General features: G+C 69.8%; 10 protein-coding genes. 2 read left to right on the top strand and 8 right to left on the bottom strand.

What is annotated here, in order from left to right; translation table 11 throughout:
- Nucleotides 1-4: 4 nt before the first annotated feature.
- Genes KLK06_RS45615 through KLK06_RS45640 form a run of 6 tightly spaced genes read right to left on the bottom strand, consistent with a single transcriptional unit; the run spans nucleotide 5 to nucleotide 7856 of the window.
- Nucleotides 5-1237 carry an enolase C-terminal domain-like protein gene (locus KLK06_RS45615; protein ID WP_214641996.1) on the bottom strand — a complete coding sequence of 411 codons (1233 nt, stop codon included), beginning with the start codon at nucleotides 1235-1237 and terminating at the stop codon, nucleotides 5-7.
- Entirely contained in the window at nucleotides 1234-4245 is a 3012-nt protein-coding gene (locus tag KLK06_RS45620) for a glycoside hydrolase family 38 C-terminal domain-containing protein (protein WP_214641997.1), read from the bottom strand. The genes KLK06_RS45615 and KLK06_RS45620 overlap by 4 nt, the downstream gene beginning before the upstream one ends.
- Nucleotides 4245-5054 carry a carbohydrate ABC transporter permease gene (locus KLK06_RS45625; protein WP_214641998.1) on the bottom strand — a complete coding sequence of 270 codons (810 nt, stop codon included), beginning with the start codon at nucleotides 5052-5054 and terminating at the stop codon, nucleotides 4245-4247. Before KLK06_RS45625 ends, KLK06_RS45620 begins: the two co-directional genes overlap by 1 nt.
- On the bottom strand, nucleotides 5051-5890 hold the full coding sequence (locus KLK06_RS45630; RefSeq protein WP_250907030.1) for a carbohydrate ABC transporter permease: 840 nt from the start codon (nucleotides 5888-5890) through the stop codon (nucleotides 5051-5053). The genes KLK06_RS45625 and KLK06_RS45630 overlap by 4 nt, the downstream gene beginning before the upstream one ends.
- Nucleotides 5890-7137: an ABC transporter substrate-binding protein gene (locus KLK06_RS45635; RefSeq protein WP_214641999.1), complete on the bottom strand. Its 1248-nt coding sequence runs from the start codon at nucleotides 7135-7137 to the stop codon at nucleotides 5890-5892. Before KLK06_RS45635 ends, KLK06_RS45630 begins: the two co-directional genes overlap by 1 nt.
- Nucleotides 7138-7154: 17 nt before the next feature.
- The gene (locus KLK06_RS45640) at nucleotides 7155-7856 is read right to left on the bottom strand and encodes a FadR/GntR family transcriptional regulator (protein ID WP_214642000.1); all 702 of its coding nucleotides are present in this window, start codon (nucleotides 7854-7856) and stop codon (nucleotides 7155-7157) included.
- A gap of 67 nt (nucleotides 7857-7923) precedes the next feature.
- Between KLK06_RS45640 and KLK06_RS45645 the strand changes: the two genes are divergently transcribed.
- Nucleotides 7924-9030 carry an alpha/beta hydrolase gene (locus tag KLK06_RS45645; RefSeq protein WP_214642001.1) on the top strand — a complete coding sequence of 369 codons (1107 nt, stop codon included), beginning with the start codon at nucleotides 7924-7926 and terminating at the stop codon, nucleotides 9028-9030.
- Here the strand turns inward: KLK06_RS45645 and KLK06_RS45650 are convergent.
- Both KLK06_RS45650 and KLK06_RS45655 read right to left on the bottom strand, forming a co-directional pair.
- Complete coding sequence (locus KLK06_RS45650) at nucleotides 9020-9532, bottom strand: DUF305 domain-containing protein (RefSeq protein WP_214642002.1); 513 nt, start codon at nucleotides 9530-9532, stop codon at nucleotides 9020-9022. The genes KLK06_RS45645 and KLK06_RS45650 overlap by 11 nt on opposite strands.
- 8 nt (nucleotides 9533-9540) lie before the next feature.
- Nucleotides 9541-22497, bottom strand: coding sequence for a hemopexin repeat-containing protein (locus tag KLK06_RS45655; RefSeq protein ID WP_214642003.1), 12957 nt, complete (start codon nucleotides 22495-22497; stop codon nucleotides 9541-9543).
- A 135-nt stretch (nucleotides 22498-22632) separates the two neighbouring features.
- Here KLK06_RS45655 and KLK06_RS45660 point away from each other — a divergent pair, with 135 nt between their 5' ends.
- Complete coding sequence (locus KLK06_RS45660) at nucleotides 22633-23616, top strand: LLM class flavin-dependent oxidoreductase (protein WP_214642004.1); 984 nt, start codon at nucleotides 22633-22635, stop codon at nucleotides 23614-23616.
- The last annotated feature ends 73 nt before the right edge of the window (nucleotides 23617-23689 follow it).

Raw genomic sequence — 23689 nt, forward strand, 5'->3', positions numbered from 1 at the left:
TGATCTAGGTGCTGACGTCCACGGACACGGCGGGGTCGGCGAAGCGTTCGTTCGGCACCTGGGCGTACCAGCCGGGCCGGCCCGGGTCCCGGTCGTACGGGTATCCGCCCAGTTCGCGGTAGAGCTCGGCGTATTGGGCGACCCGGTCCTTGTCGAGCCGGACGCCCAGCCCCGGGCCCGTCGGCACCGCGATGCCTCCGTCGGCGTAGGCCAGCTTGCCGCCTTCGATCACGTCGTCGCGGAGCTGGTGGTAGTGGGCGTCGGCCGCGTACGTCAGGTTGGGCAGGACCGCGCCGAGATGCAGCATGGTCGCCAACTGGATGCCCAGCTCGCCGGAGGAATGGACGGCCACCCCGAGCTGGAAGGTCTCGCACACCCCGGCCGCCTTGACGCACGGCCGGATCCCGCCCCAGAACGTGGTGTCGAGCAGCACCACGTCGGCGGCCCGGCGCAGCACGTTGGAGGCGAGCTGCTCGAAGTTGACGACCACGGTGTTGGTCGCCAGCGGCACCCGGACCTGCTCGCGGATGACCCTGAGCCCTTCGAGCCCCCAGACCGGGTCCTCCAGGTATTCGTTGTTCAGGCCTTCGATGGCCCGCCCGAACCGCAGTCCCTCGGCCACCGACAGCACCGCGTTCGGGTCGTAGCGGAGCCGGTCGCCGGGGAAGGCCGCCGCGAGCGCCCGGTAGCACTCCAGCTCGAAGTCGGGCGGGAACACCCCGCCCTTGAGCTTGTGCACGGTGAACCCGTGCGCCGCCTTCAGCTCCCTGGTGTGCTCGACGAGCTGGTCGGGCGTGCGTACCTCGGTGTAGCCCTCCGCCGCGTACCGGTAGAACAGATAGGAGGCGAACGGCACGGAGTCGCGCAGCCGCCCGCCGAGCAGGTCACTGGCGGGGACGCCGAGCTGCTGCCCGATCAGGTCGATGCAGGCGAACTCGATGGCCGCCAGGAGCTGGGTGCGGTTGTTGTAGAGCGACGCGGTCGGGTTGGCGATCTTAAACCGAAGCGCCTCCAACTGGAACGGATCGTGGCCCCTCAGGTACGGCATGAGCGCGCTGAACGCCGCCTCGGCGCTCTCCCCGCCCCCGCCCATCTCCCCCAGGCCGACCAGCCCGTTGTCGGCCTCGACCTCGACGATCGTGCGGACGAACCGGCCCCAGTGGGCGCCGTTGCTGTGCCGGAGCGGCGCCTCCAGCGGAACGGCGACCGTGGTGGCCCGAATGTCAACGATCTTCACTCGCACGTCCCCCAAATAGCGGCCACACCGCACGCGGGCAGCCGTACCTTGACCGAATCCGCCGAGACCACCAATGATCGCAGCTCGCGCTCCAAACCGGCACTCACCGACGCGTGGCGGAGCCCCGGCAGCCGGACCGTAACCTCGACCGGCTCGGCGGCGAGCGACTGCAGCCGGACCACGATCTCGTTGTCGCCCTTCTGCCCGAGCGAGGTGACCAGCACGTCGGGATGGTCGACCGAGACGAACGACTTGACCGCGTCGGGCGAGCTGGTGAGCAGCGCGCCGACGAACTGGTCGGTCAGGCCGGCGGCCGCCTGCGTGCCCAGCCGCCTGCCCTCGATCCCCGGGGCCGACATGATCGAGTAGCGGAACGTGGTCTCCCCCTGCTGCTGCGAGGGGAAGTTCGTGTCCCAGATGTTGTTCAGCGCCCAGGAGTAGACCGTGCCCGGCTCCTCGTCCAGCGTCGGCGGGAACGGCGCGTACGGCATGTGGATGGTGCCGAGCTGCACCAGCGGCGCCTCCAGCGTGGCCCAGGCGACGGTCAGCTCGGGGTCCTCGAAGGCGATCCAGTGCCTGATCGGCAGCATGTACTCGGCCGAGCCCGGCACCCGCGGCACATCCGGCCCGCCGACGCCGCCGGTCAGCTCCCAGGCCGTCGCGGGGCCCGAGGCGAACGGGAAGGCCAGGAAGACGGCCTCCTTGGCCGGCGTGCCCTGCTTGGCGAGCTGGTAGGTCAGGTCGAGGCGGGCGACGCCGTGGTGCAGCTCGATCGTGGTGCGCAGCCAGTCGACGCCCTTGCCCTGCAGCTCGACGACCAGCTTCTCGCCCACGGCGGTCCGCTGCGCCTTGACGATCGTGGCGTTCCTGCCGATCGCCCGGTCACCGAGCAGCGTGCGGTCGTGCGCCCCGACATGTCCGGAGAGGTGGTTGAAGTGCGGGGCGGTGGCATAGCGGTCATAAACGTACTGACCGAAACCGGCGGCGGCGGCGTCGTTGACCAGCTCCCGCCCGGCCGCCTTGTCGAAGATCGAGCGGATCACGCCTTCGCCGACGTCGTAGGTGACCCGGTAGAACTCGTTCTCGATCACCCCGCCCAGGTCGGGCTCGACCGGCTCGGGCGCCTGGCTCTCGCGCCTGACGACGTCGATCCGGGCGTAGCCGTAGCCGGGGACCTCCGGCACCACGGCGTGCAGGTGCCGCCCGATCGGCCTGGTCGGCCAGTCGACCGGGTCCACGAACTCCTCGTGGTGCGGGACCGTCTCGCCGGTGCGCGCGTCGACGAGGGCGATCGGCACGTCCGCCTCGACCACGTCCCGGGGGAGGAACGCGCGTACGACGTCGGTCCTGCTCGCCGTCCCGGGGTTGAAGACCGCGAACGACGCGAGCGCCGACGGGTCGGCGACGCCGCGGTCGGAGAGCGCGGCGCCGAACCGGCGGGCGGCGGCGTGCAGCAGGTCGGCCGCGTCGTCCTGGGCGTCGTAGGCGCCCGACGACTTGCGGGTCCACTGCAGCCCGCCCGAGTCGCCCGCCTCCTCCGCGTCCTCCCAGGGGTTGGCCGCGCCCCAGGTGTGCTCGTTGAACAGCGCCACCTTGTCGTAGGCCTCGTCGATCTGCTCCGTCGCGTCGGCGCCGGCGATCGTGTGCAGCGTCTCGGCCGCGCGCAGCGCCGACTGAGCCCGGCGAACGTAACCGAGGGGACGCGCGCCGGAGCCGAGCCCGTCGGCCCACCAGTCGGTCCAGTCGCCCTCGTGCACGGCCAGGCGGTCGTGGTAGCGCTCTTCGACGTGCTCGAAGAAGTCGCTGTTGACCGCGGACCGCAGCCGGGGGAAGGCCCACTGCTCGTTCCACCGGCGCGCGATGGAGGCGGGCACGATCGACGGTCCGGCGTTGTCGGCGTGCGCGCCCTGGACCCGCAGGTGCAGGACGTCCAGTTCGTACGGCTCGCGGGGCGCGTCCGGGCCCTGCCAGCCGAACGTGCCGGGACCGTAGGGGTAGCCACGCGAGGCCAGCGCCGACAGGTACCTCGGCAGCAGGTCGTCGGCCAGCTCGTAGGAGTCGGTGAGCCCGACCGTGTTGCCCTCCATGTACGCCATGCCGTGGGGGGTGTCGGTGAACCAGACGATCACCTCCTGGCCGCTCGGCGCCCGCCACCGGAACGGCCGGGTCAGCTTGTCGCCTCCGTGCAGGTACGGCACGGACCGCCCGGCCCAGTTGTGCGCCGCGGCGAGGTAGCGCACCCCGGCGGCGTTCAGCGCGTCGATCACGCCGACGACCGCGCCCGGCACGTCGGTGTGCATGGCCGACTTGGTGTCGAAGCCGTACTTCTCCTTGAGCCGCGTGGTGAAGCGGAGCTGCCGGTAGAGCTCCTCGGTCGAGCAGGCTTCGGTGTGCAACTGGAACGGCAGCGCGGTCACCTCGATGACGCCCTCACGGGCCAGCGCGGCGAACCTTTCGACCTGGTCGGCCGGCCGGGCGTCGAGCCACTTCAGCGCGGGCATCGAGGACTCGACCGTCCACCTGAACCTGGCGTCGTCCGGCCAGGAGGCGGTCTCCTCGGCCAGCCGGAGCGCCGCGTCGAGGTAGTCGAGGTGGTGGCGGAGCACCGTGCCCTGCGGGTCGGTGTAGCCGATGTCGAGGTGCGAGTGGTGGACGACGAACACGCTCCACTTGCGCTGCGGGTTGATCGTGATCTCCGCGGAGCCGACCAGGCCGGCGTCGTCGCGCGACTCCAGGGTCAGCACGCGCGGCGCGGTCACCTCGGGCACGAGCAGCGTGACGTCGGTGCCGGAGGCGCTGTCCTCGCCCACCAGCACGTGCGTCAGCGGCACGGTGCTCGACACCCGGACCGCCTGCCGGCCGTCGTGGGTGAACAGCGGCAGCACCGCGACCCGCACCTCCGCGCCGCGCACGCCGATCACCGGTGTCGAGGTGTCGTTGCGCAGCGCCTGCCTGATCCCGTCGTAGTCGGGCGAGCCGAGGCTCCGCTGCAGCAACCGGCTGGTCATCAGACACTCCCTAGAGACAGGCCACGGGCGAACAGCCGCTGGGTGGCGAGGAACAGCAGGACCGTCGGCAGCGAGACCATGAGCCCCGCCGCGAGGCCCACGGGCACCGGGGTGCCCGCGTAGACATCGGTCATCAGCCCGGCCAGCGCGGTCATCACCGGCCGTACGTCCTCGGTCTGCGTGAGCGTCAGGCCGAAGATCAGGTCGTTCCAGATGAAGGTGAACTCGAGGATGAACACCGCCGCCAGCGCGCTGACCGACAGCGGCAGGTAGATGCGCCAGAAGATCCGCCAGGTGGTGGCACCGTCCATGCGGGCCGCCTCGAAGATCGAGAACGCCACTCCGCTGTAGAAGTTCCGCAGCACGAAAGCGGCCAGCGGCACGTTGATCGCCGTGTAGACCAGGAGCAGGCCGCCCCTGGTGTCGTACAGGCCGAGATCGCTGTAGCCCACGAACAGCGGCACGAGCAGCATCTGCGACGGGAAGATCGTGCCGCCGAAGATGAGCAGGAACCACCAGAAGCCGTGCCGCAGCCGGAGCACCACGATGGTGTACCCGGCCAGCGCCCCGATGAGCACGCCGAGCGCAGGCGACACGACGCTGTAGAGCGCGGTGCTGGCCAGGCTGTCGGACAGGTTCGCACTGTCCAGAGCCCTGGAGATGTTGTCGAACAGCGCGAAGCTGCCGGACGGCTGCCACGCCTTCGACGGGTCGTACGACGCCGCGGGCCGCGCGGCGTTGACGAGCAGCAGGTAGGTCGGTCCCAGCCAGATCAGGCCGAGCACGATCAGTACGGCACGCCGGATCATCGCACCTGCCTCCTGAGGTAGAGGTAGGACGCCAGCCCCGTGACCACGGTGAGCACGACCGCCACCGAGGCGCCGTAGCCGTACTCGCTGGCCACGAACGTGTCCTTGTACATGGTCACCGCGAGCGTCTCGGAGTTGCGTCCGGGGCCACCTTGGGTCAGTACCCAGACGATGTCGAACGTCTTCAGGCTCGCCACCAGCGCCAGCCCCACCACGACCGCGGTGAGCGGCGCCATCAGCGGCCAGATGACGTGCCGGAAGAGCTGCCACCCGGAGGCCCCGTCGATCCGGGCGGCCTCGATCGGCGCCTTGGGGATGGACTGCAGCCCGACCACGAACAGCAGCGTGTTGACGCCGAGCTGCTGCCAGGTCCAGACCAGCAGCATGGCGATCGTGTTGTGCGGCGCCTTCTGCAGGAACGCGGTGTCGACGCCGAGCAGCAGGTTCGCGATGCCGTCGTGCGACAGGATCGGGCTCCACACCATGGCCAGCCCGGCGCCGCTGAGCGCGTAGGGCAGCATGAACGGCACCCGGTACCAGACGCCGCCCTTGATGTCGTACGACAGCACCGCCACCAGCAGGCCGAGCCCGACCGGCAGCGCCATCGTGCCGACCACCCAGAGCAGCGTGTTGCCCAGCGAGGTGATCAGTGCCGGGTCCTGGAGCAGCTTGCCGAAGTTACGCAGGCCGACCCACTCGGGTGGCGCGAGCCCGTCATAGCTGGTGAAGCTCAGGTACGCCGTCCAGATGAACGGCACGTAGAGAAGCCCGGCGACGAGCAGGGCAGCAGGAGCGACATAACCGTGCCTGAAGCGGCCGAGCATGGGTGCGCGCATCACTGATGCGTGCTCCAGTAGTCGTCGGCGGCCTTCTGAATGGTGTCGAGCACTTCCTTGTAAGTGCCGGGCTCGGTCACGAACTTGCTGAAGCCGTCGAGCGCGGCCGTCAGGATGGGCGGCGGCGTGGCCTCGAAGTAGCGGTTGACCAGGCGGTACTTGCCGCTGCCCGCGTCCTTGGTGACCTGGCCGAGCGCCTCGTCCTTGATCGTCACCTTGGGGTTGGCGCTGACGTCGCCGCGGGTCGTGGCCCACTTGTCCTGGGCGGGCTGCGTGGTCCACCACTTGAGGTACTTCTGGCTGGCCTCGGGGTCGGCCGCCTTGGTCAGCGAGCAGAGCGGGCCGCTCTCGAAGATCATCGAGGTCTTGGGCAGCGCGGCGTTCACGTTGGGGATCGCGAAGAAGCCGTAGTCGGTGCCGGCCTTCAGGTCGCGCTGGGTCATGCTGGTGTTGAACCAGGTGCCGAAGGAGATCATCGCCGCCTTGCCGTTCTTCATCACATCCCCGGGGTCGGTCTTGTCACCGGGATTGATGAAGTAGCCGGCGTCGATGAGCTGCTTCCACTTCTCCATCACCTGGACCACGCCGGGGTCGGTGTACTTGGCCTTGCCCGTGGACAGGCGGTCGTACAGGTCGGGGTCCATGCCGGCCATGAGCTGCTCGAACCAGACGAAGGAGAACAGCACGCTGGTGTGGTAGAAGGCCTTGACGTCGTTCTTCTTCAGGGTGTCGGCCACCTTGACCAGCTCGTCCCACGTGGTGGGCGGCTGCAGGCCGTACTTGTCGAAGATCTTCTTGTTGTAGAACATGCCCCAGTAGGCGACGTTCATCGGCACGCAGTACTGCTTGCCGCCGACCGTGTAATAGGGCGCCAGGTCCTGCGACAGGTCGCCGGCCTTGATCGCCTCCTGCCAGATGGAGGTGGTGTCGGCCACCTGCTTCTGCTTGACGATCTCTTCGAGCATCCCCCCGGTCTGCCAGGTGAACAGGTCGGGCTTGACGTTCGTACGGAACGACGCCTTGATGAACGCCTGGTACTGGGCCGAATCGGTGTAGCCGACCGGCTTCATGCCTAAGCTGATCTGCTGCTTCGACAGAGCGCCCATCTCGTCGAAGTACTTGCTCCACGCGCCCTTGTCGTTGTACAGCGACAGTTCGGACTTCTTCTGCGGCGCTTGGGTATTGCCGCCACAGGCGGCGAGAAAGAGGGCTGCCACGCCGAGCGTGGCAACGCGTGACCGGATCATGCCCCGGCCTCCTTGTTTCACTTGGGGGGGTGTTGCAGCCTCTGCTCTATTACGGTCTTGACGTCCACCAGGTGAGCGCGCATCCGTTCCTCGGCCGCCGCGGCGTCACGCGCCTCGATGGCCTCCAGGATCGCCAGGTGCTCGTCGTAGTCACGGCGCCGGTCGTCGAAGATCTGCAGTATTTCCCGCTGCTCGGCACCGTGGACGGTCAGCAGCGAGTCGACCACCTCGTGCAGCACGCGGTTGCCCGCCAGCCGGGCGGTCGCCCGGTGGAAGGTCATGTTGGCGTCGTGCAGCTCGGCGTCCTGGCCGCGCAGGTGCCTGGCGGCGTCCACGAGCACGCGTTGGAGCGCGGCCAGTTCCTCGCCGGTCGCGCGCCCCGCGGCCAGTGCGGCCAGCGGCGGCTCGATGACGATGCGCGCGCCGAGAAGCTCGAGGAGCTGGGCGCCGCGCATCTCCCGCATGTTCGGGTTCGGGAGCACGAGCCGCTCGATGTCGGCACCGACATAGATGCCGGAACCATGCCGCATCTCGATGGCCCCGGTGGCCTCGAGCCTGCGCAGCGCTTCACGCAGCGTCGGGGTGGTGACGGCGAAGCGCTGGGAGAGCTCCCTGGTCGAGGGCAGCCTGTCGCCCGGCCGGTGCCCACCTGTACGGATGAGCTCCAGCATGCGCTCGGTCAGAGCGTCGGAAAGGCTGGGCCGCGTTACCTCGGACATATCAAGTCATCTAATCACTCGTGGCGACTGCCGTCCATCGTCTGATGAGGGGAGTATTTTTCCGGCCATGAAGCGGATTCTGGCGTGGGTCGCGTCGATCATCCTGGTGCTGGCGGTGGCCGGCGTCGGTGGTGCCGGGTGGTACTACTCCGGACTGGTCATCGATCCGTCCAGGGGCGATTCGTACCCCCTGGAGGTGACCGCGGTCTCGGCCGGCCGGGTCACGCTGAAGGGCGGCGGCGATCTGGCCGCCCCTGGAACCTACGGCCTGACCTGGCCCGAAGGCAACGCCACGGTGGGCGAGGTGGTCTCGACCGGCGCCGGCACCGTCACGCGGGAGCTGCGCGAGGTCCGGCGGGGCGACCTGCGCCCCGGGGTTCACGTCTATCTCGACCACTGGATGTGGGGCCACGAGGACCCGCGTACCGCGCTCGGCCTGCCCTACCAGCAGGTGAGCGTCCACGACGAGCTGGGCGACTTCCCCGCCTGGCGCACCGAGGGCGGCTCGAAGACCTGGGTGATCACCGTGCACGGCCGCAACGCCACCGCCTCGGAGTCGCTGCGCTACGTGCCCGTCTTCCACAGGCTGGGGATGCCGGTGCTGGGCATCAGCTACCGCAACGACCCGGGCGCGCCGGCCGCCGCCGACGGCAAGTTCCACCTCGGCGCCACCGAGTGGAAGGAGGTGGCCGCCGCCATCACCTACGCGCGCGGCCAGGGCGCCACCGGCGTGCTGCTGTACGGCTTCTCGATGGGCGGCGGCATCGTCCCGATGGCCGCCCGGAACCTGCCCGGCGAACCGATCAAGGGGATGATCCTGGACAGCCCGGTGATGGACTGGAACGGGCCCATCGACCTGGGCGCCGAGCAGCGGGGCGTGCCGCTCTGGCTGGCCTCCGTCGGCAAGTTCGTGGTCGAGCGCCGCACCGGCATCTCCCTGGACGATCTCGATCAGGTGCGTCACGCGGCCGCGTTCAAGGTGCCGATCCTGCTGTTCGTGGACGACGCCGACAACTCGGTGCCGATCGGGCCCTCGCTGGAGTTCGCCAAGCGACGGCCCGACCTGGTGACCCTCGTACGGACCAAGGGCGGCGGCCACGTCGGATCGTGGAACGCCGACCGGGCCCGATACGAGAAGGCGCTGCGCGACTTCGCCACGAGGTTCAGCGTTTGAGCAGGCCCAGCATCATTTTCACCTGACCCCTTCGGGACGCCTCCACCTGACCGGCCCACGTCTTGACCTTGGGACTGGCGCCGCCGGTCTCCTCGGCGGTGGCCATCTGCACGGCGTCGTCCTGGTGGGCGATCAGCAGGTTGAGGAAGTCCCGTTCGAAGCTCTTCGACCTGCGCAGCGCGGCGATCTGCCTGCGGTCGGTCTCGGGCATCCCGCCGTGGTGGTCGTGCGCTCCCTTCGCGGCGGTCAGCGGCTGGCCCCACTCGTACAGCCAGCGCAGCATCATCTCGACCTCGTCCTGCTGCGTGCTCTCGATCGCCGCCGCCAGCGTCCGCACCTCCGGCGTGGTCGCCCGGCCGGTGGCCACGCCGGCGATCTCGATGCCCTGGCGGTGATGCTGGACCATCATCTGCACGAACATCACGTCCTCGGCGTTGACCGGATCGGCGGCCGGCGCGGAGTTTCCGCAGGCCGCGATCAGCAGCAGGCCGAGGAGCGCCATGAGGTGCCTCATTGGGCGCTCGCCCGGTAGGTGAGCACCAGGCCGAGGTCGGTGAGGGCGGTCTTGTCGCCCTCCAGGACGAGGGTCCAGGGGTTCCCGCCGACGTTGAGCCCCACGGTGCGCAGGAGCTTGCCGTCGTTGAGCGCGAGCCTCTTGTCGCCGTTGAGCAGGAAGCGCACCGAACCGTTCCCGGCCAGCTCGTACCTGGGGAAGATGCCGGTGATCTGACGCCCGCTCATGGCGGGGAACCGGTCCTGCGTGAACGACAGGACGAGCCGGTCGTCGTCGCTCTCCTGGAACTCCGCCCACTCGTCGGGGAACTCACGCGCCACGTCGAAGTAGTGGGCCGCCGGATACGGCTTGAGCATGCCCTTGACCGCGTTCGCGAAGACGTCCCCGCCCTCGTCCGCGGTGTACTTGACGGTGACGACCACGTCGCTCAGGTCGGCCGGGGCCGGGCCCGAGAGTCGCAGCCGCCATCGCGAGATCGCGCCCGTGCCCTCGAACGGCAGGTAGCGGTCGTCGTCCAGGCGCAGCTCGAACAGTCCGTTGTTCTCCTTGTACTCCTCGATGTCCGACAGCGCGATCTGCTGGCCGGAGCGCCAGTCCGCGCGCACCGTGTCCGGCGGCGCGCCCTTCGGATCGAGCAGGAACTTCACCGCCTTCGGGTCGGCCGCCAGCACGGTCTTGCTGTCGAGCTGCGCCAGCGTCGCGTAGACGCCGAGCGGCCCGTCCGCGCCCTGGAACGCCACGGACAGCGTACGGATCCGGCGCCGGAAATGACCAGGGAAGTCCCGGTCGAACAGCGCCTCCGTCAGCGCGAACTCGCAGCGCCCCGTACCCCGTAGGGCCAGCAGGGCGAGCGGGTCCAGGTCCAGCAGCGACACCTTCTTGGTGATCTCCATCCCGCGGCCGTCGGTGTCGGCGTACGCCTTGCCGAGCCGTTCCAGGTCGAAGCCGAGGCTGTCGCCGGCGAGCAGGCCGTTGCGCAGGCTCTCCCAGTACCTCGGCTGGATGTAGCCGCCGTCGCCGTTGGTGACGCCCCGCTCGAACTGGAAGGCCCGTTCGGCGGACCGCGCCGTCTCGTACGCCAGGTTGTACGTCTGGAAGTACAGCCCGGACATCCGCCCGGCCATCCAGTGGTAGAGCTGGGCGCCCGCGAACTTGTCCGTCATGAACGCGGCGACCGACTCCTGGTTCGCGATCTCCTGCGTCACGACGTCGAGCTCGCGCTTGGCGATCGTCACCTGGAGCTGGGCGGCGGCCACCTGGTGGCCGAGCTGGGTCACGTCGCTCTTGGCCATGCCGAGCTGGAGACTCCACTCCTGCGCCGCGCGCTCCTGCTCGGACCGCACGCCGAGCAGCTCGCCGAGCGTGCTGAATCCCTCGGCCAGCGTCGAGGAGACGTCCGCCACCTTGTCGAGGGCGTCCCCGACCTGCTTGCCGCCCCACTCCGTGCCGAAGATGAACGGGCCGAGCAGTGCCTGCGGCGCGCCCAGCGCGATGGCCGCGCCGATCTTCAGGGCGCCCGCGACGAAGTGCGCGTCGGAGCCCCGCTTCATCCGGTCGAGCTGGTCCTTCTGGAGCTGCGAGATCCCGTCGGCGATCAGCTTCTCGTAGTGCTGCACCCGCGCGGTCGCGCCGTCCCTGCTCGCCTCCGCCTCGGCCAGGCTCTCCGCGGCGGCGTCGACCTGCGCCTCCTTGATGCCGCGCGTCAGAGCGAGGATCGAGCCCTCCTGCCGGTTCTGCAGCAGGGCGAGCTCCTCCGCGTCGCGCCGCTCCAGCACGCCGAGCAGGTCGTTGCCGAACTGCCGTACCTTGTCGGCGAGCTCCTGGGCCCTCCTGAACACGAAGGCGAAGCGGTAGTGCGGGACCGGCGCCGTCACGCCCTGCGCGAGCTGGTCGAGCGGGGCTCCGGAGGCGGCGCCGCGGACCAGCGCCATGGCATCGACCGGCGGCTCGAACAGCGGCAGCGGCCGGCTGATGCCCATGATGTCGAGCGACTGCCTGATCTTCCGCAGCCGGTCCTCGACGCGGGTCCAGTAGTCGAAGAAGACGCTGTTCTCGGGCACGTAGAAGTAGGGGCTCGCGACGCTCTCGTGCACCTCGCCGGGCCCGGTCAGCAGCTCTCCCCCGGCGGTCAGCGCCTTCAGGCGGTCCTTCAGGTCGTCGTCCAGCTCGTCCAGCGAGAGCTGCCCGAGGTCGTCGTAGCTCCGCGTGGCCGGCAGCGGGCGCGGCCCGAAGCTGTCCGGCCGCTCGCCGAGCAGGTCGTAGGCGAAGATGTAGAGCATCCTGGCCTCGTCGACGCTCTCCGCCGTGTACTGGCGGAAGAGCAGGTCGCCCCAGTCGAGCAGGTTGTCGATGTAGGCCATCACCACGGCCCGGCGGTAGGCGGCCGGGCGCAGCTCCGCGATCGCGTGCGGGTCGAACGGATCGTCCATGTACGCCGTGATCAGCTTCTCGCGGTCGCCCATGAGGTCGTACTGCCGCTTGAGCCAAGCGATCATGGCGATCCGCTCCCGCAGGCCGGACGTCCCCGGCAGGGCTCTCAGCGTCTTGTCGATCTCCGTCAGACGGGTGCCGTCCGCGAGCTTGGTCAGGAAGCTCTTCTCCCGCTGGGAGAGCTCGCGGACCTGCTGGAAGGCCGGGGCCAGCCGCTCCAGCCGGGTGAGGATCGGTCCGAGCCGGGTCGCGACGGCCGAGCCGTCGAGGCCCAGCTCGGCCAGGTCGGCGCGGCAGCGGTCGACCAGCGCCCGCACGTCGATCGCCAGGAACGGCAGGAACCGCCAGTACCTCGCCCGTTCCGTCGGGTCGAAGACGTACTCGTACCAGGTGCGCGCGTCCTCGAAGCGCTGCGCGTTGTTGAGCGCCTGCGCGATGAGCAGCGGGGCGTGGAAGAAGATCTCCCAGTAGTAGATGCCGTTGGCGCTCTGGAAGTCGAGGTGCGAGCTGGTCGGCATCCCGGTCACCTGCGGCGTGACCATGATGGTGGTCGCGTCGGACTCCGTGAGGCTGAACGCGGGCAGCTCGTCCGTCTCCTGCGTCTCGGGGGCCAGCAGCGCGGCCACGCCACCGGTCAGCAGCTCCTTGTTCAGCCGGTAGGCCGTGCTAGACGTCAGCCGGACGATCTCGTGCGGCAGCCCGGCGAACTCGTACGGCCGCTGGACCGTCGGCTCCGACGGATAGCCGGCGTAGTCGGCGCCGAGGAAGACGTAGAGCCGGCTGCCGTCCAGCACGCCGGTGAAGCCGGTCTGGAAGCCGGCGGGCAGGCCGGCCCAGTTGCCGAGGACCGGCCGGTAGTCCAGCTTTCCGGTCGGCTCCTCCCCTGGCTCCAGTACGGCGTACTCGCCCGCGCCGAGGACGTACCGCTGCCTGTTCCGCTTGATCACGGCCTTGACCTGGCTCTTCATCGTCCTGGGGTAGCCGTCGTCGAGGTACTCGGGAACGGTTCCGTCGTCGGCGAGCGTGTAGCGGACCAGCTCCAGGCCGCTGGTCAGGTAGAGCCTGCCACCGTCGACGTACGCGGCGTCGACGGACCCGGTCGTGGTGATGGCCGTGGGGATGCGGCCGAGCTCTCTGGCCGGGTAGGTCCGGCCGTCCGGGGCCAGGTAGGTGCCCGCCGTGTTGTCGAAGAAGTAGGCGCCGTCCTGGTAGAACGCCGCGCTGACCGGGCCGCTCTGGGGCAGACCCTCAATGTTGTCGCGCAGCGGCTTCGGGTCCCCGTCGGGCTCATCGGCGGTGAAGCGGAGATACTCCTCACCCGTGAAGACGTAGAGGCGGTCGCGCTGGACGAAGGCCGCGTCCACCGAGGTGCCTTTGGGCAGGTGCCAGCGGGTTTCGAGGCGCTTCAGCGTGCGCAGGTCTTCGGAGTCGACGTACCCGTCCCGCGCCCGGGACAGGAAGTACTCCTTGCCGTCGAGCGTGAACGCGGCATCCACCTGCGTCCATGGGGGCAGGTTCTCGGCGTTGGTCGCGATCGGCTGCGGGTATCCGGCGTCGAGCGGCCCGAACGGCCGGCCCGAATAGCGGTAGTACTCGGCGCCGGAGAAGACGTAGGTGTGCCCCTGGCGCACCAGGACGGCGTCGACGACACCGGACCTGAGCAGGCCGGTGCCGATGATCCCCCACCGGTCCTTGGTCGCGGCCGGTGCCTGGGTGCCGAACTGGAAGCGCCTGCCCGTGTTGTCGAAGAAGCAGCGCGTCCCGCCGGGCAGCTCGAACGCGGCGTCGATCCGCTTCCACTCCGGCAGCTTCTCCTTGTTGCCGGCCAGCGACAGCAGCGGCTCCTCCCCGCCCCGGGCGGTCACCGGCCGGCACAGGAAGCTGCCGCCCTTGTGGTCGACGCTCAGCCACGGCCGGTCCTGGGTCCCGGCCGGCATGTTGAACCGGACCGCCCCGGCCTCGTCCACGGGGCTGGCGGCGGGCTCGGCGAAGATCTTGTCCAGCCGGACAGCGATCGGGGGCTCGTCCACGCCGTCCGCCCGGACCGCGTACAGCTCGGGCGTGAGCACGAACGCCGACTTGATCGGGGAGCAGGTGACGATGATCGAGTCGTGCGGGCCGTCCGGGCCGCCCGGCACCGTCCTCGACGCCTGCACGTAGAGCCGGACTCCGGCGATCTGCCCTGGCTCGATGCCGTCGGCGCCCAGCAGTTGCGCGGCGCTCCACTCCCCGTTCAGGTTGCGGAAGGAGTAGTAGATCTTGACGCGGTACACCGGCTGCGGGGCCGAGACCGTCTGGGTGTTGCCGGTCGTCGTGGCCTTGATGGTGGTGCTGGAGGAGATGGCGGGCGCGACCGTCTCCACGACCGTCCAGAAGACGAACACGCGGCCGAAGGCGTGCACCGGGTGCACCCTCTCGGCGTCGATCTGGACGTCCACCTTGAGCCACGGCTCCCAGGTGGCGGAGAGCTTCTCGCCGTCCCTGAACTCCGCGCCCCGGTAGTAGTAGCGCCGCGGTTCGGTCCTCGTCCGGCCGAACAGGACCAGCCGCCGGGTGCCCTCGTCGGCTCCGTCCTCGGGGTAGACGTACCCGCCGGCGATCGCCAGCCTGGAGACCTCCGTGTACTCGTCCAGGTACTTCTTGTAGACCCGCTGTACGGTCTCTTGCGTGATCTCACCCTGCAGCAGGTCGCTCTCCAGCTCCTCGAAAGCGGGCGTCTTGCCGGAGCGGAGCTCGGGGCGCAGGTAGTTCTCGGGGTAGAGGAAGACCTTCCTGTTGGCCTCCCAGAGCCGGTAGTTCTTCATCCACCCCCACCACGTCTTCAGCCGCCGCCTGACCTCGTCCTCGTCCCGGCCCGCCGGGAGGGTGACCGGCTCCAGGTCGAGGAGGTAGCGGTGCACGAAGAGCTGCGTGGCCGCGATGGCCTCCCTGATGCGCGAGGTCCGGCCGGCCCCGCCCATGTCCGCGTCGATCAGGTACTTCTCGTACAGGTCGCGGGTGGACCTGAAGCCGTCCAGCCGGACGATCGCCGACGGGGCCAGGGCGTCGCGCTTGAGCAGGTTCAGCTCGTCGTGGAGCCGTCCCGACAGCGTGGCCCAGTCCGCCGGGGCGTACATCCGTTCGAGCAGGCCGTACAGGGCGGTGTTGGCGGCCTCGGGCGCGGCGGTCGCGCCGAAGACACGCGACCAGACGTCGGTGTAGAGCGTGGACGGTCCCGTGTCGAACGTGCCGGCGACCTCGAACACCTCGACCAGCTTCAGCACGAACTCGATCTCGAAGCGGTCCTCCTCCGGCGTGCCCGCCATCAGGAGGGCGGCGTTGCGCTTGGCCCACCGCAGCTCGTCGGTGTCCCAGCCGAACAGGTCGGCCAGGTAGCGGTACGGGTCCTCGACGGCCGCCGGGCCGTTCAGCAGGAACGCGGCCAGGCCGTCAGGACGCGAGCGGGCCAGCTCGACGAAGCCGACGATGGTCCGCAGATCGCTCAGCCGGTAGTCGGCCGTGTCCGACCAGCGGTGCTTGATCGGCTGCGGGAAGGTGCGGTCGACGGCGTCGTAGCCGCCCGAGTAGCGGACGTACTCGTCGTCCCTGAGCAGGTACGTCCGGCCCTCGAAGACGAAGGCGCCATCGGGTCCCGCCGCTTCGAAGGCGGCGGGCAGGTCGCCCCAGTCGTCCTTGACGGTCCGGGGATAGCCGGTGGCGACGTATTCCAGGTCGCCCGGCTGGTATCGGATGTACTGCGCGTTCTTGAAGGCGTACAGCTCGCCGGTCGGCGCGGCGAAGGCGGCGTCGATGCCCTGCCCGTCGGCGAACGCGTTGCCTACCTTGCCCCACAGGCTGTTGACCGGCTGGTCCGGCTCGGTCCGGTCCGCACGCAGGTATCGGGCGCCCTTGAACAGGTACGTTCCGCCGTCGAGCCCCCGGAAGGCCGCGTCGAACCCGTCCGCGAACGCGTCGGGCAGGGCCGGAAGGTCCAGATCCGCGCTGAGCGAGCCGTCGATCGTCCGGGGGTAGCCGTCGTCGACGGTGTCGTACTCGGTGCCCGAATAGCGGACGTACTGGTCGCCGGAGAACAGGAACGTGTGCGGGCCCCTGACCAGTGCCGCGTCGACCTTCTGGCGCTCCACGAGCGTGTTGCGCACGCTGCCGAGCAGCTCGAGGTCGTAGTCGGCCTCGGCCGTCGCGGACCCGACGTGGCAGGCGCCGGCCACGAACAGGTAGACGTTGCGCCGGTTGGCGAGCACCGCGTCCAGCGCCCGGTCCGCGACCGCGTCGTCGAACGCCTCGGTCAGGCCGGCGAACGCCTCCTCCTGACGCAGGTTCCCAACGATCTTCTTCGGGTAGCCGGGGTCCACGTAGCGGTATTCGGAGCCGGTGTAGCGGACGTATTGGTCGCCCGAGAACAGGAACGTGCTCTCGTCCCCGCACACGCAGGCGGCGTCGACCGTGGTGAAGGGGTGGAGCGCGCGGCCCCACCGGTCGCGGATCGGGGCGGGCGGCGAGAAGGCGTGGTCGGCGTAGCGGACATAGCTGTCCTCGAAGAAGAAGTACGTCGCGCCGTCGGCCGCGGTGAACGCGGTCCTGAGGGCGTCGCCCGGCTCCAGCCCGCGCCCGAAGTCCGGCCAGATCCGCCCGATCGGCCGAGGGTACGACCACTGCCCGGTCGCCTCGTCGAACGGCACGCACCGCTCCCCGAACAGCAGGAGCATGGTGTCGCCGTCGAACAGCACCGCATCGGGTTCCGTGAGGTCGTCGTCGCGGTAGGCGGCGGGGATCTCCCAGAAGCCGGCGTCCGTGACCATGGGGTAGCCGTCGTCGGGCTGCCGGTAGTCCTCCCCCGAATAGACCAGGTAACGCAGCATGCCGTCGCCGTCCGGCGGCTCGAACACGTAGGTCTTGCCGCCGCGCACATAGGCGAGCGCCACACCGGTCAGCCCGGCCCAGTGCTCGCCGATGGGCCGCGGGTCCCCGTCGATGGTGTCGCCGGTGCCGGTGTAGACGACGAACTGATCGCCGCTGAACAGGTAGGTCTTCCCGTCCTGTCCAACAAACGCCGCATCCACCGCGTTGTCCTGATAAATCGTGTTACGGGGTCTGCCCCACTCCTCCGTGAGCGGGTACGCGCGGTTCAGGTGGGTGTTGAAGCAGGTCTGGCCCTTGAACAGGTACGTGTTGCCGTCGGCGCCCTCCAGGACGGCGTCCAGCCCGGACCTGAACTCCTCCGGCACCGGGCGCAGCATGCGCGGCCGGACCGGCGTCGCCGTGACGGCCGTCCCCTCGATCGCGGACAGCCGACGCCAGCCGTCCGGCCCCTCGACCAGCACCGAGCCGTCCTCGATGAAGGCACAGCTCACCGGCGGGAGGTCGTCGTAGCGCCGGTACAGCTCGCTGGAGACGACGTGGCACCACGCGCCCCTGAACAGGTAGACGTTGCGCCGATCGGCGAAGGCCGCGTCCACACCGTCGAGCGTGACGCTCAGCTTGCCCAGCCTCGGCTCCCGGGACAGGTCCGCGAGCGCGCGCGGGTAGCCCTCCTGCACGGTCGTGTAGTCGTGGCCCTCGTACCGTACGTACTGGTTCCCGGAGAACAGGTACGTGTACGTACGGGTCACCTCGACGCCCTCGACCAGCTCCGTCGCGTCCATGACCAGCGTGGCGTCGACCCGCCCCGTCCTGGCCAGGTTGCTGACCACGTTGCCCCAGAACGCCGAGACGGTGGCCGGGTAGCGGTCGTCGATCCTGGTGTAGTCGCCGGTCGAGTAGCGGGCGTACCGGTCGCCCGAGAACACGTACGTCCTGCCGTCCCTGCCGATGAAGGCGGCGTCGACCCTGGTGAAGGGGATGCTGTCCCAGTGCTCCCGCAGCGTGCGGGGCTCGGACCACCAGCGGTGCCGGTGGTCGAACACCACGAAACGGTCACCGGAGAACAGGTACGTCTGGCCGTCCCCGGCGCTGAAGACGGCGTCGATCGTGGTGAAGGCGGGGTCGTCCGCCAGCGTCGCGGGCAGGTTCCACCAGTTGTCGGCGACCGGCTTGGGGTAGCCGGGGTCGGGCGTGGCGTAGTTCCTGGTCGAATAGCGGACGTAGAAGTGGCCCGCGTCGGCCTGGACCCTGATCCGCCGCGCCTCGCGGACGAGCGTGACGTCGATCCGCTGCTCGGTGACGACGTGCCAGTCCGTGGCCGTGCCGCTGACGGTCACGCCGTCCGCGAAGGTGAGTCCGTGCTCCAGGAACCGCCGCCGCAGCGCGGGCGACAGGCGGCCGGCGTTCAGCTCGCCCTCCTGCTCCAGCGGCACGTCGAAGAGCTCGCCGCCGGTGCCGAACAGGTACGTCTTGCCGTCCATGACGAACGAGGCGCCCACCTCGCGCAGCCCGCCCCAGTCGGCGGCGATCGCGCGCGGGTAGCCGAGATCCACGACGGAGTAGTCGGCGCCGGAGTATCTGAGGTATCTGTCGCCGCTGAACAGGTAGGTCTTCCCGTCCAGCCCGGTGAACGCGGCGTCAACCGTACCGCTGGGCAGCACGGGCGCGGGCACGCCCCAGCGCTCGGCCGTCGGGACGGCGGCGCCGTCGCCCTTGGCCGTCCGGCCGTCCTTGAACAGGTGAACGACCCCGTCCCCGTCGGAGAAGGCCGCCTCGACGCCCGACTCGAACTGCCCGGGGATGCCCGGGTAGCGCGACTCGATCCGCCGTGGGTAGCCGTCGTCCACGCGGACGCCGTCGTTCTCGATGCTGCCGGAATAGCGGATGACCTGGTTGCCGGCGAACAGGTGGTAGCCGGTCGCGTCGGCGTAGGCCGCGTCCACTCCTTCCGCGCCGTCGAAGGCGTTGCGGACCCGCCCCCACCGGTCGGCGATCGCCTGCTCCGCGCCCCCGACCGCGAGGTAACGCGGTCCCGCGAAGAGGTGGATCCGGCCGTCGCGGTCCTGGAAGGAGGCGTCGACCGACTTCCTGAACGCCGTGGGCAGCGGGGTGTCGTGGCCCTCCCCCTCCCACCACTCGTCGACGCCGCGGGGATAGCCCTCGTCGACCACCGTGTAATCGGTGGTCGTGTAGCGGACGTACTGGTCGCCGGAGAAGAGATACGTCTTGCCGTCCTCGTCCACGAACGCGCTGTCGATCCGCCGGGGGTCGTCGAAGTTGTTCCTGACCTTCCCCCAGACCTGCTCCTTCGCCGCCCAGCGGGTGCCGCCCCGCTCCCTGACGAAGGCGTGTGAGACGCCGTCGCCGCCGTGGCCGATGATCCACTCGGTGCCGTCGGGGTGCGTGAACGCCGCGTCCACGCCGGTCAGGCCGGTGAACCGGGTTGACAGCTCGGTGAGCGGTTTCGGCCGCGGGTCGGCCAGCGCGTACGTGGCCCGCGCGTAGGTCCAGTAACCGCCCTCGCTGAACAGGTAGATGGTGCCGTCGGAGCTCTCCAGCAGGGCGTCGAACCGGTCGAGCCCCGGCGGGAGCACCAGCGGCTCGGGGTACTTGCCGACCAGGTCCTGATCCTGGAAGGACACGGCGACCTCGGTGGGGTCCAGGCCGAGCTTCGCCGCGAGCAGCGCGAAGCGCCGGATCCGCCGGTACGCCTGCCGGAAGTGCGGGTCCGGCGGCGCGGCCGTGACCTCGCCGGTCTCCCCGGCCGCGACGAGCGCCGACGCGGCCAGCACATCGAGCGACTCCTGCACGCCGCCGGTCACCGCGACGCAGATGGCCTCGACCGTCGCCGCGGGCACGCCGAACGAGTCGGCGAGCACCGCCCACAACGCGGCCCGCTGCTGTCCGGCCTGCTCCGCCAGCGTGTCCGTGATCTCGTTGATCGCCGCGGCGAGCTCCTTGGCCACGGGGTGCAGCAGGAAGAACAGCTCCTTGGCGTAGTCCTCCAGCCCGGGGAGCTCGAAGCCGAGCGCGTTGCCCACGTTGCGGAAGTAGCCGATCCGATCCTCGGGCACGGCCAGCTCCTCGTCGAGGTGCCCGGCCGCGACGAGCACCCGCACGAGGCGGACCCGCTCGTCGTCGTCGAAGCCCAGCTCGGTGACCGCCTGGAGGTCGAGGCGGTACGGCTGCTCGTCCTTGAGGATCTCCGCGATCCGGCCGGCGACGATCGCCTGCTCGGCGGGCCGAAACCCGTCCCCCAGGTCGATCTCGGCGGCCTCGTCGAGCAGCCGCCCCTTATGGGTGTAGGTGCCTTCGAGGGCGTCGATCACCCGCTGGGCGATCGCGTCGTCGGCGACGTCCGCGAAGTCGTCGGGCGTGAAGGTGTACGTCTCCCTCTCGAACGCCGCGATCTGCTCCTTCATCGCCTCGAGGATGGGCCGTCGCCACGGGTAGAACTCCAGCGCCAGCCCGAAGTCCGCCGGCCGCAGCCCCGCCAGCGCGACCTTGTCGAGATAGACGCCCTCCTCGTCGAGGTAGCCGTTGAACCGCAGGCTCTCCAGCAGCGCCGCCTCGTCCACCCGCAGCTCGGCGAAGATCGTGGGATCGAGCGCGAGGCGCTCGCGCCCGAACCGCTCGACCCGGTCGAGCAGCTCGGCCAGGACGGCCGGCGCGACGTCGTCGAGCTCCGCGTTGACCATGAACCGCCCGGCGTTCGCCTCGTCCGCGAAGAACGCGGGATCGCCTACTTCGCCCTCGCTGTCGATGTAGCCGTTGAAGATCAGGTTGTCGTACAGCTCGGCCTGCCGCTCCTCGCTCAGGTCACCAAGGGAGGCCAGGTCGGAGGGGAAGAAGGACGAGGTGCCGTTGCCGACACTGCTGATCAGTTTGAACAGCGCCTCGCCGAACGAGCTGAAGTCCCTCGCCAGCCGCAGCTCTTCCGTGGCCCCGGGCAGCCCGTCCGCGATGAGCGCGCCGTCACTCTGGAGCCGGCCGGCGAAGACCAGGTTGGCGAAGATCTTCGCCGTCAGCCGCTCGTCCAGCCCCAGGCCGGCGAAGTCGTCCTTGACGATCAGCCCGAGACCGGTGACGGCGTCGTAGGCGGCCTCCCGGGCCTTGACCGGGTCGAGGCGGAGCAGGCGTTCGTCCCGGGCGGAGACGACGCCGTCGTCGTCCGCGGTCAGGACGTCGTAGAGCACCTGAGCGGCCCGTTCGCCGAACCGGGGCGACACGAACAGGCCAGGGGTCATCGCGACCGACTCGAACCGCCGGTTGACGCCGTCGAGCACGGCCACCTGGTCGTCGTCGGCCGGTGTCCCGCCACCGAGGATGTCGGTCAGCTCCCGCCCGCTGAACCCGCCGGCCTGCATCCAGCGCCCGACGGCGAGCAGCGTCTGCGCCAGCCACAGGCTCGACGCCACGTCCGAGCCCTCAAGGATCCGGTAGCAGTCGCGGATCCGCGGCTCCGGGAACGTCGGGTATCTCTGCGGCGACGCATCGCTCTCCAGCACCTCCAGCAGGTCGAACAGCTCGCCGACGGAGAACCCGAGCGCCCCGGCCAGCCGCCCGGCCCGCTGCAGCAGCGCGATCGCGGGCAGCCCGATCTCCCCCCGGTCGAACGGGCTCGGCTCCAGCGCGTGGTACCTCTCGCGGTAGCGCAGCACGACGTCGACGATGTCGCTCTCGGCCGTCTCGATGGAGCGGGCCAGCCGGCGCCGGTACTCCTTGTTGTGCGTCGCCAGGATGTCCCCCGACACGTCGGGCAGGTCCTCGAGCTCGGCCGGCCTGATCGGCACGGCCAGGCCGCACACCTCGTCGACGGTCAGCTCGTAGCCGCGCTGGAGGAACACGACCACGGCGATGGTACGCAGCGCCGCCGGGTCCAGCCGGCTCTCGCAGCACGTGGTGAGCACCAGGTCGAGGTCGGTCATGGTCAGGCCGGTCTTACGGGCCAGCCGGACGAACCTGTTGACCCGCTCGAACCACGCGAACCCAGCACCGACGAGTCGCCGCCCGTCGGCGGACATGGTCACGGGGGCCTGGCCCTGGTTGACGCCGTTCTGCTGCACCAGCTCGCGTACCTCGGCCGTGGACAGCCCGGTCGCCCGCCTGAACCGCTCGACGTCCTCCAGCACGCTGAGGGGCTCGTCCGCGCCGAGCCCGTAATCGGCTCCGAGCCCGGCTTCCGTGGTGACCGGGACCGTCACGACCTCGACGTCCTCGGCCGAGAGCGCGAGATACAGCCTCGCGACCACGTCGGGATCCACATCCGGGGCGAACAGCCGGTAGAACTCGTCCGGCGCGACCTTGAGATGGCGCAGGTACATCGTGAACTGCTCGGCCACCAGCGAGAACGGGAGGCCGAACGGGTGGCGGGCCGCCCGCAGCCTCTCGTACGGCTCGCTCCCCACGACCGTTTCCAGCACCTCGTTGACGATGTCGAGGTAGGGCGACTCGGTGAACGTGTGCTCGGCGTCGAGCGGGATCCTCCCCAGATCAGGACGTCGCGCCAGCAGGCCCGGATCCCGGAAGGCGCCCTCCAGCAGCCGGAGGAGGTCTACCAGATAGGCGGCCGGCGAGTAGACCGACCGGGCCTCGTCACCCTCCCAGAAGTCGAGGTCACCGAAGAGCTGTTCATAGCTGGGTAACGAACCATCCTTACGCACCCGCGATCCCCCCTCGTGTTCGGCCGCCCCATGCTCGCCTAGCTTGGGAGACCGGAATACTGGCCGCCGAGGTAACTGTCTTGAACCCGGTTCGGTTTCCGAAATAACCAGGGCGGCTTCGCGGTTGCACCTCTCATGGCTCTTCCGCTCTCCATCCTTGACCTTGCACACATCGGCGAAGGGGAGACGGCGGGCGACAGCTTCCGCGCCAGCGTGACCCTGGCGCAGCGTGCGGAGGAGTGGGGCTACCAGCGGATCTGGTACGCCGAGCACCACAACATGCCCTCCATCGCCTCCTCCGCCACCAGTGTCCTCATTGCCCACGTGGCCGCACAGACCCAAACGATCCGCCTCGGGGCCGGCGGCATCATGCTGCCCAACCACGCCCCGCTGACCATCGCCGAACAGTTCGGCACGCTCGAAACCCTGCATCCGGGACGCATCGACCTCGGCCTCGGCCGGGCGCCGGGCAGCGACCAGCAGACCATGCGGGCCATGCGCCGCAACCCGGCCTCCTCCGACGACTTCCCGCAGGACGTCCTGGAACTTCAGGGCTACCTGACGGGCGAGTCCCGCATCCCGGGCGTGGACGCGACCCCGGGCAAGGGCACCGACGTGCCGCTCTACATCCTCGGCTCGTCCCTGTTCGGCGCCAAGCTCGCCGCCGCCCTCGGTCTCCCGTACGCCTTCGCCTCCCACTTCGCCCCGGCCGCGCTGGAGGACGCCGTCGCCCTTTATCGGCGCGAGTTCCAGCCGTCCAGGCAGTTGGCGCAGCCGTACGTCATCGCCGGTGTCAACGTCATCGCGGCCGACACCACGGACGAGGCGGAGGCGCAGTTCCTGGCCATGAAGCGCACCAGGGTGAGCCGGTTCCTCGGCCGCGGCCAGACGTTCACCCAGGAGGAGGCCGACCTCGTCCTGGCCTCGCCCGCCGGGCAGCAGATCCTGCAGATGGCCAAGTACTCCGCCATCGGAACCGCCGCCGAGGTGCAGGACTACCTCGACCGCTTCGCCAAGCAGGCCCAGGCCGACGAGCTGATCGTCGTCTCCGCGGCCCCCGACAGGAAAGCCTGGCTGCGCTCGATCGAATTGCTGGCCCCGGGAACATCCGGCGCCTGACGACGGTTACATCTCTCGTGGCCGGTGTGCCCAGTGTCCCCGGGCCTCACCTATTGCCTTCGCGGAATACCGT

Source organism: Nonomuraea sp. NEAU-A123 (assembly GCF_018603905.1).
In the GTDB taxonomy this organism is placed as follows: Bacteria; Actinomycetota; Actinomycetes; order Streptosporangiales; family Streptosporangiaceae; genus Nonomuraea.